The sequence below is a fragment of the Lysinibacillus sp. GW247-5R2A genome, from assembly GCF_059424475.1.
On sequence record NZ_JBWKZL010000017.1, the window covers coordinates 63640 to 80205 of the forward strand.

General features: G+C 37.2%; 18 protein-coding genes. 6 read left to right on the forward strand and 12 right to left on the reverse strand.

Features of this window, described 5'->3' with window-relative positions:
• Positions 1–89 precede the first annotated feature (89 nt).
• Positions 90–701: a metallophosphoesterase family protein gene (locus AC07YC_RS21085; protein WP_336636903.1), complete on the forward strand. Its 612-nt coding sequence runs from the start codon at positions 90–92 to the stop codon at positions 699–701.
• Between the two features lie 40 nt (positions 702–741).
• Here AC07YC_RS21085 and AC07YC_RS21090 read toward each other — a convergent pair whose 3' ends face one another.
• From AC07YC_RS21090 to AC07YC_RS21115, 6 genes are all read right to left on the reverse strand, one after another.
• The gene (locus tag AC07YC_RS21090) at positions 742–2493 is read right to left on the reverse strand and encodes a methyl-accepting chemotaxis protein (RefSeq protein WP_494920355.1); all 1752 of its coding nucleotides are present in this window, start codon (positions 2491–2493) and stop codon (positions 742–744) included.
• A gap of 277 nt (positions 2494–2770) precedes the next feature.
• Positions 2771–3355: a DUF305 domain-containing protein gene (locus AC07YC_RS21095; RefSeq protein ID WP_008173590.1), complete on the reverse strand. Its 585-nt coding sequence runs from the start codon at positions 3353–3355 to the stop codon at positions 2771–2773.
• A 103-nt stretch (positions 3356–3458) separates the two neighbouring features.
• Positions 3459–3665, reverse strand: a complete 207-nt coding sequence (locus AC07YC_RS21100) for a cysteine-rich CWC family protein (protein ID WP_494920356.1) — start codon at positions 3663–3665, stop codon at positions 3459–3461.
• A 49-nt stretch (positions 3666–3714) separates the two neighbouring features.
• The gene (locus AC07YC_RS21105) at positions 3715–3912 is read right to left on the reverse strand and encodes a hypothetical protein (RefSeq protein WP_008173593.1); all 198 of its coding nucleotides are present in this window, start codon (positions 3910–3912) and stop codon (positions 3715–3717) included.
• Between the two features lie 13 nt (positions 3913–3925).
• Complete coding sequence (locus tag AC07YC_RS21110; protein WP_008173594.1) at positions 3926–4138, reverse strand: YczO family protein; 213 nt, start codon at positions 4136–4138, stop codon at positions 3926–3928.
• A gap of 42 nt (positions 4139–4180) precedes the next feature.
• Complete coding sequence (locus AC07YC_RS21115; protein WP_025115800.1) at positions 4181–4414, reverse strand: hypothetical protein; 234 nt, start codon at positions 4412–4414, stop codon at positions 4181–4183.
• 122 nt (positions 4415–4536) lie between these two features.
• Between AC07YC_RS21115 and AC07YC_RS21120 the strand changes: the two genes are divergently transcribed.
• A complete protein-coding gene (locus AC07YC_RS21120; RefSeq protein WP_336637045.1) occupies positions 4537–5031 on the forward strand; it encodes a L,D-transpeptidase family protein in 495 nt (164 codons plus the stop codon).
• A gap of 31 nt (positions 5032–5062) precedes the next feature.
• On the opposite strand, the gene AC07YC_RS21125 is transcribed toward AC07YC_RS21120, so the two are convergent.
• Positions 5063–5827, reverse strand: coding sequence for a DUF2935 domain-containing protein (locus AC07YC_RS21125; RefSeq protein WP_494920361.1), 765 nt, complete (start codon positions 5825–5827; stop codon positions 5063–5065).
• Positions 5828–6036: 209 nt separating this feature from the next.
• Here AC07YC_RS21125 and AC07YC_RS21130 point away from each other — a divergent pair, with 209 nt between their 5' ends.
• A complete protein-coding gene (locus tag AC07YC_RS21130) occupies positions 6037–7707 on the forward strand; it encodes a ribonuclease J (protein ID WP_494920357.1) in 1671 nt (556 codons plus the stop codon).
• A 49-nt stretch (positions 7708–7756) separates the two neighbouring features.
• Here AC07YC_RS21130 and AC07YC_RS21135 read toward each other — a convergent pair whose 3' ends face one another.
• Positions 7757–8425 carry a restriction endonuclease subunit S gene (locus AC07YC_RS21135; RefSeq protein ID WP_494920358.1) on the reverse strand — a complete coding sequence of 223 codons (669 nt, stop codon included), beginning with the start codon at positions 8423–8425 and terminating at the stop codon, positions 7757–7759.
• 219 nt (positions 8426–8644) lie between these two features.
• Between AC07YC_RS21135 and AC07YC_RS21140 the strand changes: the two genes are divergently transcribed.
• Positions 8645–9034, forward strand: a complete 390-nt coding sequence (locus tag AC07YC_RS21140) for a helix-turn-helix domain-containing protein (protein ID WP_025115796.1) — start codon at positions 8645–8647, stop codon at positions 9032–9034.
• 32 nt (positions 9035–9066) lie between these two features.
• On the opposite strand, the gene AC07YC_RS21145 is transcribed toward AC07YC_RS21140, so the two are convergent.
• Positions 9067–9942 carry a radical SAM/SPASM domain-containing protein gene (locus AC07YC_RS21145; RefSeq protein ID WP_336637042.1) on the reverse strand — a complete coding sequence of 292 codons (876 nt, stop codon included), beginning with the start codon at positions 9940–9942 and terminating at the stop codon, positions 9067–9069.
• A 179-nt stretch (positions 9943–10121) separates the two neighbouring features.
• Here AC07YC_RS21145 and AC07YC_RS21150 point away from each other — a divergent pair, with 179 nt between their 5' ends.
• Positions 10122–10541: a hypothetical protein gene (locus AC07YC_RS21150; protein ID WP_336637041.1), complete on the forward strand. Its 420-nt coding sequence runs from the start codon at positions 10122–10124 to the stop codon at positions 10539–10541.
• A gap of 53 nt (positions 10542–10594) precedes the next feature.
• Here AC07YC_RS21150 and AC07YC_RS21155 read toward each other — a convergent pair whose 3' ends face one another.
• From AC07YC_RS21155 to AC07YC_RS21165, 3 genes are all read right to left on the reverse strand, one after another.
• Positions 10595–11998, reverse strand: coding sequence for a SpoVR family protein (locus AC07YC_RS21155; protein WP_036225601.1), 1404 nt, complete (start codon positions 11996–11998; stop codon positions 10595–10597).
• A gap of 45 nt (positions 11999–12043) precedes the next feature.
• Positions 12044–13201, reverse strand: a complete 1158-nt coding sequence (gene yhbH, locus AC07YC_RS21160) for a sporulation protein YhbH (protein ID WP_336637040.1) — start codon at positions 13199–13201, stop codon at positions 12044–12046.
• 163 nt (positions 13202–13364) lie between these two features.
• Complete coding sequence (locus AC07YC_RS21165) at positions 13365–15260, reverse strand: PrkA family serine protein kinase (protein WP_402796815.1); 1896 nt, start codon at positions 15258–15260, stop codon at positions 13365–13367.
• A 215-nt stretch (positions 15261–15475) separates the two neighbouring features.
• Between AC07YC_RS21165 and AC07YC_RS21170 the strand changes: the two genes are divergently transcribed.
• Positions 15476–16471: a M23 family metallopeptidase gene (locus tag AC07YC_RS21170; RefSeq protein WP_336637038.1), complete on the forward strand. Its 996-nt coding sequence runs from the start codon at positions 15476–15478 to the stop codon at positions 16469–16471.
• Positions 16472–16566: the final 95 nt, after the last annotated feature.

A 16566-nucleotide genomic window follows, 5' to 3' on the forward strand; every position in this document is an offset into this window, starting at 1 on the left:
CGAAATATTCTTAGACGTTTTACTTTTCTAGCAATTTCTATTAGGTGTATGATATTTATACGATTATTTATAGGAAAGGCCGGGTTTGCATGCTATATGCACTTTTAGGAGATTTACATTCTAATATAGAAGATACGAAAGCTGTTCTCACTCATATTCAGCAGACAGCAAAGGAAGCAAAAATCATTGGATTAGGTGATTTATATGAATGCACGATTAGTAAGAAAAAAGCCCAAACGATGTCTGGGTTATCTTTACAAAGAGCAGCGATCGTTGAAAGTAAATTTGAGGAACTGTTAACCTTCCCCTCTATACGGGGCAATCAAGAAGAGCGTATTACACAGGTGACGGGCATTGAGCGCTTTAGGGCGTTACCTGAAACAATGGAGATTGATGGCGCCACACTTATGCATGGGCATCAATTTAAATGGAGTGTAAGCTGGCAGCCAACATTCCCATCCTTTCAAAAGCCATTGTTCTTCTTTGGTCATAGTCATGAATCAGGTCTTTATCACCAGCAGAAAAAATTACCGATTCGTATCCGCTACGGACAGCCCATTGTCTTACAAAATAAACAATACGGTGTAAATGTTGGCTCCGTTGTCGATCACCGTGAATGGTGTCTGTATGATAGTGAGAAGCGGACCGTAACCTTTATGTGTGTACCTTCTGTTGATGAAGGAACAGTGTCTTACACATAAAAAAGAGCAAGCTAATCTGCTCTTAGCTTGCTCCCCGTTTTTAATGAATATATTGTTTTTTTCCTTCCAATAGAATTTCCTTTAACGCTTTCAGTTTGTCAATGACTACAAAGGATTCTTCCGAAATCTCCTTCAAATATTTTTCTGCCTCATTTTTACGTCCTGCATTATATTCACGCACTGCTTTTTTAGCAATTTCATGGACATGAATAAATGGCTGTTCTAATTCTACATACGCACGTTCATCACCTAATAGCTTTTTGCCAGTGCCATAATACCATTCGCCAAGACGCGATTCTTTTGGCGAGCCTACATCTTGCTCTGTCATCGTTTCAAAGCCTAGCAGTAAATTATAAATTTTCCAGCGCCATAATAAATGGTCGGTAATGGCTAATTCAATGATATCCTCTTGGCTAATAATAAAGTTTTTAGAAATCGTTGAAGAACGATATCCATCAATCATTTTACTTAATTTATAAATAGCAGAGCCCATATCAAAAACAATGACTTTACTTTTTTGCATACTTTCTGTAATTGTATGGTTGCGTTCAGAAATCGTTGTAGCGGATTGAGCTTGTACCTTGGTTGTTGTAGCTATTTCCTCAAAGCGAGCCCCTTGCTGCTGTAAATTTTTATTTAACTCAGCAAGTGTTTGAGTGATATGTAGTGTATCCGTAACACCTTGATGTAAGTCTTGTGAAAATTGAGTCGTTAAAGAGCTAATATTATTAGTAATATGTAGTAGCTCCTGAATATCTGTATGTATGAATTTGACAGATGTACTTGTATCATCGGCAAGCTTCCGAACCTCTTCAGCGACGACTGCAAAGCCCTTCCCTGCTTCCCCCGCACGGGCTGCTTCAATCGATGCATTTAAAGCTAATAAGTTCGTTTGATCTGCAATTCTTTGAATCAATTCCATCAGCTTCGCTACACTATTTACACGTTCAACGAGATGTTTAATATCCTCCTGCATGGATTTATGTCCTTCATCTGTTGTTTGTAAGATCGTGGATACTTGGTGTAACGAATCTAAATCCTGGTTTAATTTTTTTAAAGCAAGCTTTGTTTGCTCTGAAATATCGCCTACAGATGTGGCAATATCTTCAATGCTTTCATCTAGCTCATGCATCGATTGATCTGCTGCAATGATTTCCTGCTGCTGTATTTCTTGAAATTCGATGAGTTCCTTCACCGTATCCAATTGTGTGTTATACGTAATGATTTCACCTAATCCATTCACTACGGAACCAGCTTGTATTTCTATATAGGTTTCTAATATAATTTGCTGATCGATTGTTACTAGGCTATCATACGACAATAGGACATCCAGCATCTTCTCTTGATCACGTGATAATTCTTTTACTATTAATGGAATAATCAACTGATTAATTAATGTATAGGCAGAAATCATCCAGTTCGGTAATACGCCTATTCGTGCATGTATATATGCTATTTTACGTCGCTTAAATACATAATCTAAATCTAATTCATCGTCAAACAGACTTATAAAGTGTGAATCGAATAACCCTTTTAAACGTTCCACTGTTGAATGTGTATGAATTACTTGATTAAATTCTGGTATTTCCAGCAAGCGATCATAAAAATTATCGAGTATATGCTGTCGATTGTTTTCATAAATTTTACGTAAGAACCCTACAGATTCTCTCCTAATTCTTGATAGCGCTAAAAAGTCCAATTTTTCTTTAAAGCGCTCATTCGCCTCAATGTCAGAATTTTTGGCGGCTGAGAAATAATCATAATTCTGATTAATCTTCTTCCTTTTGAACACAATAACCACTCCCATTTGTCTAAAGTACATGCATGTAGAAACTACTATTTGAAAACGACTAATTGAATTTCCTTCATTACCTTCATCTAATAAAACATATATATTTTACCAACAACAGAAAGACAAAAATAGATGCTCAAAAAATTCTTTACACTATCTTATTTACTTGTCCACTTTATTGACATTTTTCTTTGATAAACACTATTTCCACGCAGAAAAAGCGCTAAAACCATGATTGATCTTAGCGCCTTCTTCCTATAAAAACAGTTAGTTACTACTAGCACTCGCAATCGCAATTTTGTAAACTATCCAGTAACTTTTCCATCGCCTCTAGCTGCTCACAAAGCGTTTGAATCATGCATTTTAGAATTGGGATTAGTTCTTGGCAAATACAAAATCTCAGTACATTTTGTGCTAATCGAATTCCTCCCTGATGATGGACAATCATTTCCCTTAAGTAGTTGATGTTAATGCTATTGGAAACTGGTGGTGCACACATTGCATTAAACATAGCTTCCGTAATTTCTTTATAAGCACACATATACTCGTATAATTCATACTCTGAATTTTGTACAACACAGCATCTATTTTGTAGTGCTTCAAGACTTTCAAGCATTTCTGTATGTGTTCGGATGATTTCTAATGCAAGATTTTGTACAGGAATATTTGTCGTGAAGCGTAAAACATTTTCTGACATTTGAATTGCTGCTATTTGATATGGGATGATTTGCTTTATAAAATTTTCAGAAATACTACAAGTAATGGTTACATAGGTCATGCCCTGCATCATCTTTTTGAGGATGCGTTGATATTCCTCTAAATATATCTGTGTGACATTACTAAGTTCAATAGGTCTAGCCATTAGACACACTCCTTTCAGAGTAATGTATGCCCGCTAGGTTGTTGTGCGATAGACAATTGTACCAATTGCGCAATTTTTACAGGAACATCATGATAGGTATAAGTTATATGGACTCTTCTTTATATGTATCTAGGCATGCTTGACAAATACATGTATTCGTCTTGGTCATATTTAACAATTGCTCTGGAAAGTTCTGTGTCATACACCAACATTCTTTTTCCCCTTTGGCGACTCCACAATGATTTTCTTTCCCACATCTTGGGCATCTCTTTTCCGACATAGTCTTGGACCCCCCTTTCTTTTCCTTCATTGTAAAGGAAAAAAGGAAGAGCACTCAAGACCTTACTCCTCCCCAGTCACTATTGATGCTTGTGAATTTCTTGTTTCACTTCATCTATATTGGTGTCACTATATATAGCCGTCCCATGTCCACCTTGTTTAGCCAATAATGCTTTTACCTCATTGTAGGATAATCCTGCCTCGGCATTTTTCTGCTTCACTTCATGAATATCTGTGCCCGAAACTGTGAATGGAGCTTCTCCACTTTCTCTATTCATTGTTTGCTCCCCCCTACAATTCATCCGGCTGTAATTCAATCAATTCATCGCCTTCTCTTCCCACTCTCTTATTGAGTTCCTCAATAGGGATGGCATCAACAGTTTGCATATCCTCATGCAAATCAAAAAGACTAATTGTATCTGATTCAACCATGTCAGGTTTGTCTTTACTACTTAAATTCATAAATATTTTCTTTTCATGTGGTATTTGTTCTTTGTCCATCATGCCACACTCCTTTCTTCTTTAATGTGTGTAATGATGAACAGATTATGTGTCTTTCCTTTTAGCACTTTTATCGATGCGATGGTATTCAGAAATTTGAATGACACGTACATGCCTAGTATGCAATTCATGATAAATGCCTCTGCTATCTGTAAAGGAGATATATTGATCTCGTTCACTCTTTACCAATTTTTCTGCTTCTTGCTGCGACTCGATAAAGATAAACCTTCTGACATAATGTATTTCATCAAAAAAATACGTAATTTTAAATTCTCTCATGATATATGCTCCTTAACAATACGGTGTTACTGCTTATTCTATCCAAAGTCCTGAATAATCCATCACCACATTTGTAAGTAGCATATAGTATAAACATAACCTGTATAAAGGAGGGATGGACGTTGATTCATACTGTTAAACCCGGCGAAACGTTAACTCAAATTTCCCGCGATTATCGTACACCATTGTCTTCCATTATTGCAGCCAATCCAGACATACAACCAGACACTCTTTACGTCGGTCAACAAATTATAATACCTGGCTTTCCTGATCCTGAGACAATTCCATACCGTATTGAAATTTCTACAGAAAATCGTTGGCTACGTCTCTACAGAAATAACACTCTTCAAAAGCAATACCCAATAGCAGTTGGACGTATGCTACACGAAACACCTGTTGGTAGTTTTATTATTATTAACAAAGATCCAAATCCGGGCGGCCCATTTGGAACTATGTGGATGAGTTTATCGAAGGAACACTACGGGATTCATGGCACGAATGATCCTAGCTCCATTGGGCATGCTGTTTCTCATGGCTGTATCCGAATGCAAAATCAAGATGTTGAAGAATTAGCAAGTATTGTTCCTATTGGAACTGAAGTAGTGATTCATCCATAATAAGAAGGCTATCCAATGTGATAGCCTTCTTCTATTCTTCTCCTCTTGACTGTGCGAGCTTCATTAAATAGTATTGCTCTTCACGCCACATATGATCCGCCATAGGTGCCGTAAATGTACCTAAAACCTCTGCACTCAATTCCATCTCTTCTAACTCTTTTAAAAAGGTTTTGAATAATGTCATTTCCAACTCAACATCCTTATTAAACCGGCTTAAAGCAGGAAAGGAATGCATATTCGTTCGTAAATAACCTGTTAATTCTACTGCCTTTAAATAAAATTGTTCAAAGTGTTTGGCAAACTCGTTACTCTTTTGCTTCAATCTTTTTTCGACACCATCTAAATCATCCTGAATAATACCTGCATGTCCTGAAGCATCCAATAGCCAAATTAAATGATGGTGAAGCTCATGAAATATTGGTGGTACTTCGCCTTTTTTTAAATAATTGAGCACATTTTGATATTCTTCAAGTTCATTAACCATATGATTGACAAATGTTGGTGTTAAATGAATCCCAATATCTCCTGACAATTGATGTCTCAGTAGATGGAGTTTAAATTGTTTAAACTGCTCGACATTGTCATCAACGGTTATGGAGAAAGAGACTGCATTGGAACCATCAATTGATGACACATAGGTAAGCAGCCGAGAGAATTGTTGGATAAAACTATTTGCTCTTTGAATGTCATCCTGTTCAGATGGATATAATGCGTCATGAATAAATTGCGCATGATTTTGCATGATTTCTAGCCAAAACCTATGCTCGAAAATTGCATGTTGCACAAAATTAGACAGGGTAAAACCTCCTTTGTTTTTCTTCACTATGAAAGAAGCTTGACGCTCTCGTGCTAAGTTTTTGTCCCCTCCATTCTATTCCTCATGAAATACAAATAGTAGTCTACAGTTCATCCTGATCATTTTTGTATAGGATGAAACACTAAAAGCTATACTACCAATGGCTAAAGTAATTATTAGATGGAGTTACAACTTTAGGAGGGAGTATTTTGTCCACAAATAAACAGTTATTATCCATTTTTGCCTTAGGTGGCATTAATGAAATTGGTAAGAATATGTATGTAGTTCAATATGCAGATGATATGATTCTTATTGATTGCGGAGCAAAATTTCCAGATGAAACCTTGCTCGGTATTGATTTGATCATCCCTGATATTGCCTATCTGCTTGAAAATAAAGAAAAAGTTAAGGCTTTAATTGTGACGCATGGACATGAAGATCACATTGGGGGCATTCCATATCTCTTAAAAAAACTAAACGTTCCAGTATATGCTACTCGCTTCACTTTAGGGCTGATTGAATTGAAGCTAAAGGAACATAAGCTGCTCAGAGAAAGTGACTTAATTGAAATACATGCTGATTCAGCACTCCATTTGGGAGAAATTGATGTAAGCTTCTTTAGAACTAACCATAGCATACCCGATTGCTTAGGAATCGTCCTGGCCACACCTGAAGGAAATGTTGTGCATACGGGCGATTTCAAATTCGACTTAACACCTGTGAATAACCAATTTGCAGACATTCATAAAATGGCGGAAATCGGATCAAAAGGAGTGCTCGTTCTAATATCAGAAAGTACAAATGCAGAACGGCCAGGCTTAACGCCCTCTGAAAAACTTGTTGGGCATCATATTGAGGAGGCCTTTTTCCATGCTGAACGCAAAATTATTATCTCAACCTTTGCCTCAAACGTTAATCGTATCCAACAAATTGTGCATGCAACCATTGCCGCTAATCGAAAGCTAGCCTTATTAGGTCGTAGCATGGTAAATGTTGTAGATGTCGCGATTGAACGAGGGTATTTATTTGTTCCGGATGATCTGCTAATAGATGCACGTGAAGTTAAATACCTTCCCCCAGAGGAGGTAGTCATTCTATGTACAGGCAGTCAAGGAGAGCCGTTAGCAGCACTTGCTCGTTTAGCAAATGGTAACCATCGGGAAGTAAAGGTTTTACCAGATGATATGGTTATTCTCGCAGCGTCTCCTATTCCAGGTAATGAAAAAGGCGTTTCTCGCATCGTTGATCATTTATTCCAGCTTGGCGCGAAAGTCATATATGGTTCCTCCAATCATACGGGCATGCATGTTTCGGGACATGGCTATCAAGAAGATTTAAAACTTATGCTGACGTTTATGAAACCACAATTTTTTATTCCTATTCATGGCGAATTTCGTATGTTGCATCAGCACCGTTTATTAGCTGAGTCTGTTGGTGTTCAAAAAGGCCATACGTTTATTATGAAAAACGGAGATGTCGTGGATATTGAAAATGAGACAGCGAGACAAACACGCAAAGTTCCATCTGGGGATACGTATGTGGATGGAATCGGCATAGGTGAAGTAGAAGGTATTGTCCTGCGTGATCGCAAGCAGCTTTCTGAGGATGGAATGTTGGTTATTGTCTTAACCCTTAGCAAAGCAGACGGTGCTATTATTTCAGAGCCTGATACTATTTCTCGTGGCTTTGTGTTTGCAAAGGATTTCGAGGAGCTATTAAATAAAGTAAACATGCTGACCAAAGAAATCATCATCGAGTTACAGCAAGACAGTAGACAAATACATGTCTTAAGACGAGAAATAAAAAAAGCTGTAGGTCAGTATTTATTTACCCAAACAAAACGGAAACCTATGATTTTACCCATCATTATTGAAATATAATTAGTCGGTGCAAGGATTATTAAATCCACTATGCACCGACTGCTTTATTTTAATTGCTATATAACTTCTGACACGCATGATATTCTGGAAAATCATGCAAATAATCACCATTAAAAATATGATTTAGCATAGCTATATAAAGATAATGCAACTGCTCAAATCCTTGATATAAGCTGTTGGAATGATGCTTGACTTGTCTAGAAGTATTATCAAAATGCTTTGGTAGTTCCTTAACCGCAGTAACTAAATAATCCTTATTCGTTAATAATTGTTGAACAGCATTTAATACTTGAACTACTTGATGTTGAATGGCTATAGACGGTAACTCAATCATCAAACGATAGTCATTACATTTTTCATTATTGTTCTGATACCATTTAATAAAATGAAATAAATAGTCACTGCTTAGAATCGATTCATTCGGTATGATGGCAATGATGTCATGGCTAATACATACATCCGTTTTACATTGATATATAGTCGTGTCCTTTAAAGTCGTTTTATTTAGAAGGATACTTTGAGCGGGTACCCGTGAAAAAGAATATGGTTCTTTCAATGTTCTATCAACCTTTGGCAAACGACTAGTATCATCTTCAAGCGATAATTTCTTTAACGCTTCTTCCGTTATATAAGGAATACCATCCCTAGTAAAGTGTTTTTCACTCGTGACCATTTTACCCATTTTAATTTTTGCTACCTCTTCTAACAAATACTTCACCTTGCTTTCATCCTCCAATCTTATGTTCTACTTTGTGAACTACTCTATAAACATTCACTTTCGATCTACTTCTAAAAGCTTCAATTAGGCCATTTGACTAAGGAAAGTGGCTACTCTAAAATTGTACCATTTTAATGTAACTTTTTCTCTATTATACCACTATAATAGTATAGTCATTTCCACTATTTTTCACTAGCTTTTAACATAGAGGTGAATCATATGTCAGATTTTTTAAAGCTAGTAGGTGAACAACTCCGTATTATTAGATTATCGAAGGGGCTAAGCCAGGAAGAAGTGGCCGAAAGAACAGGGAAATTGGGTTTCAGTAAAGGGAGAGTTTCCAATATTGAACACGGACAATCTAATATAACCTTGAGTACATTAGAAATACTTATGAAGGCACTAGATATCCCTCCTGAGGAGCTTTTTAATTTTCAAAAATTATCTGGCGTTACTGATATTGAGGAAAAGAACCTCATGCTAGACATTCATCGATCATTATTAAGAGAACGCAACTTAGACGAGGTTAAATATGTAGTTCGTATTACAAAGGATTTTTTAGATACGATTGATTCACAGTCAAAGAAAAACAGCCCCAATGGTCAATGACATTGGAGCTGTTTCTTCAATTATATAAATAATTACATACCAAACTTTTGACGGTAGCCACATTTTCTACAAAGCTCTTCAACAGCCTCTCTTCTTGAAAAGCCATCGATTAGATTATTGGCACGTTCCCCATCCACTATTTCTGAGAACGATTTTTCATGAACATTCCCTAAATTAATGACCCCTTCACCATCTAAGCAGCAGGGTACAACAGTACCATCTACAAGAATCGCAGCCTGACTACGAAGGGCGTGACAAAAGCCTTTGCCTTCATCTTCTGGCTCCAGCAAGCTTGGCCATCTAAATTCATGATCCTGATTCAAATAAATATTCGAGCCGATTTTCACACCCTTACCAGGCTCTACTTTTTCCTCAATGCGATAATCAAGATTATACTCATTTTCTAGTATTTCTAATGTTTCGCGGTTGCGACGTGCTGCAACATCCGAAACGTGGTCTTGTTGTAAATTCCATAAGCGGTAGGAAATAATCGTTTTGTGTTCTCTAGATTCCCGTACAAAGTCTAAAATATCGCCTAAATATTTTTCTCTATTTTCCGAACCTTCATGTCCATCAAAGCTATGTAGAGAAAAGTTTATTTGACGTAATGCTGGTTTCCCTAATATTTTTTCACGGTTTTTCTTAATTAACGTACCATTCGTTGTAATATTAACCTTAAACCCTTTCGCATGAGCCGCATCCAACAGCTGATCAATCCGTGGATGTAAAAGAGGCTCTCCCTTTACATGCAAATAAATATATTTTGTATGTGGTCGGATTTCGTCCAATATTTTATTAAATTGCTCTACCTTTATGAGTCCCTTTGCACGTTCAGTAGGCGGACAAAAACTACATGCTAAATTACAAACACTCGTTATTTCTATATAAACCTTTTTAAATGTTTTCAACTTTCCTTCACCGTTCCAGTTCCCTTGTATTCAAATCCCATTCATTTTAACAAATTTATAGGATAGATAGCAAAATTCGAGTGCTTCTCTCTTGTGAATATGGCTACACGTACAAATGGACTTAAAAAAATGTAATATCTTATTAGTATGAGTATGAATAGTCGAAAGGAGGACATACGATGCAAAATTTCAATTCTAGAAAATTTAATGAACCTGAGGAACCTGAAAACGATTCTACTGAAAAACATGCTAGAAACCATTTTACATTCAATTTTACATTCAATATAGGAAATACAGACTTCCATTTTGAGCAACGCGCTGAAGGCGGAGGACAAATCAATGAGGATGTGGGGACATATGCCAATCAAGGTGGGCAAAATGCCAGCCACGGCAGTCATACACGCAATGTAAATTCTCAATTTACAGATGGTAATCGCCATAGCGATAAAGCCGGGAGTGATAGCAACGAAGCTGGTGAACAGCAAGGTATAAAGGTACGAGACAGCTCAGTCACTGATAGCGATACTCACTCCTCCTCTAATCATAGTGAAAGCCATGAAGAGGACAATGATTTATTAGCGGAAGAAACCGAAGAATAGAAATAAAAACTTCTATCTGTTCATTGTCACACTCAACAGATAGAAGTTTTTTGTTAAACATTTCGTTTATAGTTTTTAGTACCATCATAGGAATACAACATCGGTTTACTATCCACGTATGTTTCTAAATGCACGGGACGACCCCATAGCTGATATATATACGGTAATACATTTTCTAAATAGTGAGGATCTAGCTCCATGCCTTCATAGCCATGCATTAAATAGAGCTCCCCATTCCGTAAATAATCACCATTTTTCACTAAAATATAGGGAAATCCACCGTTAACCCGCATTGAAACAAGCTGGTCTCGAACCATCTCATGATCTTTGTCGGTAATCCGATATTCATTCCCTTTCTTTTGAAATAAATATAAATCCTCACGCTTCGCTAAATCTTTTGATAAATAATTACGAATAAAGGAAATATCTGACTCAACCTCTCTTACTTCAAACATTTTTTCCCGTCCTGTGTTCGGCTGTACACCTAACCGCTTCATCTCATCAGTCGGGTTGTTATAGCGATTTTCGATATCCTCAAAAATTTTAATGCCAAGGTAATATGGATTAATGGATGTTTTAGAGGGCTGCACAACTCCTGCATTTAACTTGGCATATTCGATGGTTTCTGGTGTTGTTAGGTTCAACTCCCGCATAATTCGTTGATGCCAAAAGGAGGCCCAACCCTCATTCATTATTTTCGTTTCTAATTGCGGCCAAAAATAGAGCATCTCTTCACGCATCATTGTTAATATATCTCGTTGCCAATCTTCCAGCTCGCGGCTATGTTCCTCTAGAAATAATAAAAGATCCTTTTCTGGTTTTGGTGGAAACTGCTTTAATCTCCGTCTAATTGGCTTATACACTTTATCTTTTTCTTCTAAGCTCCATAAATCATCATATGGCGATTTTATTGGAGCCTTTTCTTCCTCTTGCTCATCTTCCTCACTCCAAGATAGCTTCGGTCTCAAAATAGATGGATCAATATGTTCCTGAATCGCTAAAACAGCATCTAAAAACTGCTCAACCTCATCCTTACCATATTCTCTTTCATAGCCAGCAATTCGTTCAGCCGTAGCTGTCATGCTCTCTACCATATCTCTTCTTGTGTTAGAGAAACGGACATTATTTTTAAAGAAGTCACAGTGTGCTAAAACATGGGCGATAATCAATTTATTTTGCGTTAACGTATTCGTATCAAGTAAAAATGCATAGCATGGGTTAGAATTTATAACGAGCTCATAAATTTGACTAAGCCCTAAATCATATTGAAGCTTCATTTTATGAAATTGCTTACCAAAGCTCCAATGGGAAAAACGAGTAGGCATTCCGTAGGCGCCGAATGTATAAATAATATCTGCTGGACAAATTTCATAGCGCATTGGATAAAAATCTAAGCCAAAGCCTGAGGCAATTTCGGTAATTTCATCTATTGCTCGCTGAAGCTCTTTTGTGTCCATTTTACGCCCCCTCCCTTGAACGTTGATACGAATCAATCTTCCCTATCATTCCTCATTTTTCTTAAAAAAGCTCTTTAAAGCATCATAGACATCGCCTTTTTTTCTTAAAATATGATGTCTAAATTTCGGATCATCAATTTTTTTATAGGTATACATAAGTGTCGAGAAACGATTATGTTGATTGACTTCTCCATACCCAAACATGCTGGATACATCCATCAATTCAGCCACTAGTTTCAAGCACTTTTCATTATCCATTGAAATATTTTCACCATCTGAAAAATGAACAGGATAAATATTGTAGCGTGATGGAGAGTATTTTTCCTTAATTAATTCCAGTGCTTTTTTGTAAGCCGAAGAACAAATCGTTCCTCCACTTTCTCCCTTTGTGAAAAATTCATCTTCTGTAACTACCTTTGCTTCTGTATGATGGGCAATGAACTCAATTTCAACTGTTTCATATTTGGAACGCAAAAACTTTGTCATCCAAAAGAAGAAACTGCGAGCACAATACTTTTCAAATGCTCCCATTGAGCCACTCGTATCCATCATAGCAAGCACTACCGCTTTCGATTCTGGCTTTACCACTTCATCCCATGTTTTAAAACGTAAATCATCATTATGAATAGGTGTAATTTCAGCATTTCCGTGCATTGCATTGCGTTTTAATGCATTTAAAATGGTGCGTTTTTTATCGACATTACCCATTAACCCTTTTTTGCGAATATCATTGAATTCTATTTTTTCAGTGACGATTTCTGCCTTTTCCTTCTGCTGCAAATTAGGTAGCTCTAGCTCGTGGAATAAGACATTTTGAATTTCCTCAATACTGACCTCGGCTTCATAATAATCTTGGCCAGGCTTGTCACCTGCCTCTTTTCCTTTACCTTGACCTTGATTGGCCTTACTGCCATCTCGTGCTACTACATCACCAACATTGCTATCTCCTTGTCCTTGCCCTACATGCTTAGAGTTATCATAGTTATATCGAATTTTAAATTCATCAAGGGAACGTATAGGTATTTTAATAACCTCGCGACCATTAGACATCACAATGCTTTCTTCACTAACTAAATCAGGTAAATTGTTTTTAATCGCATCTTTCACTTTTTCCATATGTCGTTGTTGGTCCTGGTGTCCTTTACGATGGAGGGACCAATTTTCCTGAGAGATAACAAAGCGTTTATTTTCGTGTTCAGTCATTTTTATCCTCACCCATCTATCAAATTCGCTTTTTCTATACTATGCTTGAGAAGTACTTTCTTGAACGTTTTTTATAAATTCAATAGAAAAATCCCTCATTTTGATAGTAAAAGGAGTGCCCTAATTGGGACACTCCTATCTGACTTGGAACAATAAAAGTTGTTTATCGATTCAACAGGCTTCCTACATATTGCAGCAACTCGTTAGCAGATGTTGTATTATAACCATGCTCATCAACAAGTCTTGCGACTACCTCATTAATCTTCTTGAGTTGCGATTCGTCCGGCATTTTTGATGAAGTTGTAATTTTCACTACATCTTTTAAATCGGCAAATAATTTCTTTTGAATGGCTTCTCGTAATCTTTCGTGAGAATTATAGTCAAAACGTTTGCCTTTTCGTGCATAGGCAGAAATACGAATAAGAATTTCCTCACGAAATGCCTTTTTAGCATTTTCCGAAATGCCAATTTGCTCTTCAATTGAACGCATTAATTTTTCGTCTGGGTTCATTTCCTCCCCAGTAAGCGGATCAAATAATTTATTTTTATTACAAAACGCCTCTACATTATCAAGGTAATTATTCATTAATGTTTTCGCTGATTCTTCATAGGAGTACACAAAAGCCTTCTGTACTTCATTTTTCGCAATATCATCGTACTCTCTGCGGGCCACCGCAATATAGTTCATGTATTTCTCACGATCCTCTTGAGAAATGGAAGCATGCTGATCCAATCCATCCTTCAAAGCTCGTAAAACATCTAATGCATTAATAGATGGCACTTCTTTGCGGATAATAGCCGATGAAATACGATTAATAATATAGCGCGGATCAATACCGTTCATGCCTTCATTAGGAAACTCTTTTTTCAGCTCCTCTAAGTCAACGGAATTAAATCCCTCCACATTTTCTCCGTCGTACAAGCGCATTTTCTTAATCAGATCCACACCTTGTTTTTTCGGAACTTCCAATCTTGTAAGAACCGAAAAGATTGCTGCGGCCTTTAAAGCATGCGGCGCAATATGAACATGGGACATATCACTCTCTTTAATCATCTTTTCATAAATATGCTCTTCCTGACTCATCTTTAGGTTATACGGAATAGGCATAACAATAATACGGGAATGTAATGCCTCATTCTTTTTATTAGAAATAAAGGATCGATATTCGGTTTCGTTTGTATGAGCTACAATTAACTCATCCGCACTAATTAAGGCAAATCTTCCTGCTTTGAAATTGCCCTCTTGTGTTAATGATAATAAATTCCACAAGAATTTTTCATCCAGCTTCAGCATCTCTTGGAACTCCATCATTCCTCGATTGGCTTTATTGAGCTCCCCATCAAAGCGATATGCACGGGGATCTGATTCAGAACCAAATTCACCGATTGTGGAGAAATCAATACTTCCTGTTAAATCGGCAATATCCTGCGATTTTGGATCAGAAGGTGTAAATGTTCCTATCCCTACACGTTTATCTTCTGAAAAAGAAATCCGTTCAATTATCACATTTTCAATACGTCCATCGTATTCCTTTTCAAGACGCATCGTATTTAAAGGCGATAAACTTCCTTCAATTCTTATGCCATACTCCTCAAAGAAATCATTACGCAAATGATGTGGAATTAAATGCAATGGGTCCTCATGCATGGGACATCCCTTAATTGCGTAGACCGCACCCTCGTCTGTTCGAGAATATTGCTCTAACCCGCGTTTCAATAAAGTAACAATTGTTGATTTACCACCACTAACTGGTCCCATTAATAATAAAATACGCTTTCTAACATCTAACCTGCGTGCTGCTGGATGGAAATATTCCTCCACCAGTCTTTCAATTGCTGTTTCAAGCCCAAAAATTTCATGTCCGAAAAATTTGTACATTTTTTGCCCATCGCGTTCCTCTACACCAGCACTTTTTATCATATTGTAGACGCGTGAATGGGCTGTTTGTGCAACTTCAGGTCTTTCCCTAATGATGTTTAAATAATCTGCAAATGTGCCTTCCCACTTCAGCCTATTTTCTTCTTCGCGATAGCTTTTCACTTTATCTAAAATGTTAATAGCCTTCCCTCCATTCAGGGCTTGATTTATAACATAGTATGAAGCAAATGACATGATGATACCGATTACTTTTTCTTTCGTGAAGTTTCTTCTTATTATGGATTTTTTTATTGCCAAAAAAACCGGGAAAACATTGTCTAAATCGTCAGGAAAAAGCTTTCTGGAATGAAGATAAAAATTTCGGTTATTCTAAACTTTAGAAAGGAGGTCCATCATTGCGTCGTCATTTTACATTTCTTTTTACTTTCATACTTTTAGGAATTACACTTTATCCGACTGCCTCATTTGCAAAGGAGGAGGCGACGGAAGATGAAATTATGCAGCAGCGTATGTCTTATTATGTACAATTTGATGAATTGCTCATTCCTTGGCATTTTTTAGCTGCTATTGATCAATATGAGAGAAATTTACAATCAGTTCGAAAAGATATTCCTAAGCGAGATGGCTATTTGTCCATTCAATTTTCTGATGAGTATTGGTCTGGCGCATTAAATCCTGTAAAGGAAGACAGCAAACCCGAAACAATTAGCTATTTTGGAGGAATGGGCCTAGACGGTAATAATGATGGAATTGCTAGCCCGAAGGATGATGAGGATGTCATCTTCTCAATGGCCAGTTACTTAGCTAAATATGGAACAACTGATGAGGATTTTAAATTAGCCTTATGGGAGTACTATGGCAGCGAAGAAGCAGTCAATCAAATTTTTACCATCTCTACTTTATACAGACATTATAAAACCATTGAGCTTGATGCCCATACCTTCCCACTTAATATCCGCTCTACTTACAGCTATCGAGGAACATGGGGCGCCAATAGAGGTTGGGGTGGACGTCGTATACATGAGGGAACCGATATTTTTGCCAATTATGGAACACCTGTATTATCTACCTCCTATGGGGTGGTCGAAGTAAAGGGTTGGAACCAATTTGGAGGCTGGCGTATCGGCATTCGTGATAATCATAACTCCTATCACTATTATGCCCACCTTGGAAGCTATCATAAGGATATTGAAGTAGGAACAATTGTGGAGCCCGGCACTGTGCTCGGCTATGTCGGAAGCTCTGGTTACGGCAAAGAAGGTACATCTGGAAAATTCCCACCTCATCTTCATTATGGCATCTACAAATTTAATGGAAGAACTGAATGGGCATTTGATCCTTATCCTTCTTTACTACAGTGGGAGCGACAGGCAAAAAGTAAAAAACAATAAATATATGATTCAAGGCACTTTGGACTTACCCCTGTCAAGTAGACAGCACTAAAAAACACTACGCAGCCATCTGGTGTCGATATTCTATCGGCGCT

Excerpts from the sequence above, each read along its gene's own strand:
- AC07YC_RS21150 (WP_336637041.1), top strand. The coding sequence starts at position 10,122 with ATGCAAAATTTCAATTCTAGAAAATTTAATGAACCTGAGGAACCTGAA.
- AC07YC_RS21140 (WP_025115796.1), top strand. The coding sequence starts at position 8,645 with ATGTCAGATTTTTTAAAGCTAGTAGGTGAACAACTCCGTATTATTAGA.
- AC07YC_RS21095 (WP_008173590.1), bottom strand. The coding sequence starts at position 3,355 with ATGGCTAGACCTATTGAACTTAGTAATGTCACACAGATATATTTAGAG.
- AC07YC_RS21110 (WP_008173594.1), bottom strand. The coding sequence starts at position 4,138 with ATGATGGACAAAGAACAAATACCACATGAAAAGAAAATATTTATGAAT.
- yhbH (WP_336637040.1), bottom strand. The coding sequence starts at position 13,201 with ATGACTGAACACGAAAATAAACGCTTTGTTATCTCTCAGGAAAATTGG.
- AC07YC_RS21085 (WP_336636903.1), top strand. The coding sequence starts at position 90 with ATGCTATATGCACTTTTAGGAGATTTACATTCTAATATAGAAGATACG.
- AC07YC_RS21115 (WP_025115800.1), bottom strand. The coding sequence starts at position 4,414 with ATGAGAGAATTTAAAATTACGTATTTTTTTGATGAAATACATTATGTC.
- AC07YC_RS21100 (WP_494920356.1), bottom strand. The coding sequence starts at position 3,665 with ATGAAGGAAAAGAAAGGGGGGTCCAAGACTATGTCGGAAAAGAGATGC.
- AC07YC_RS21155 (WP_036225601.1), bottom strand. The coding sequence starts at position 11,998 with ATGGACACAAAAGAGCTTCAGCGAGCAATAGATGAAATTACCGAAATT.
- AC07YC_RS21105 (WP_008173593.1), bottom strand. The coding sequence starts at position 3,912 with ATGAATAGAGAAAGTGGAGAAGCTCCATTCACAGTTTCGGGCACAGAT.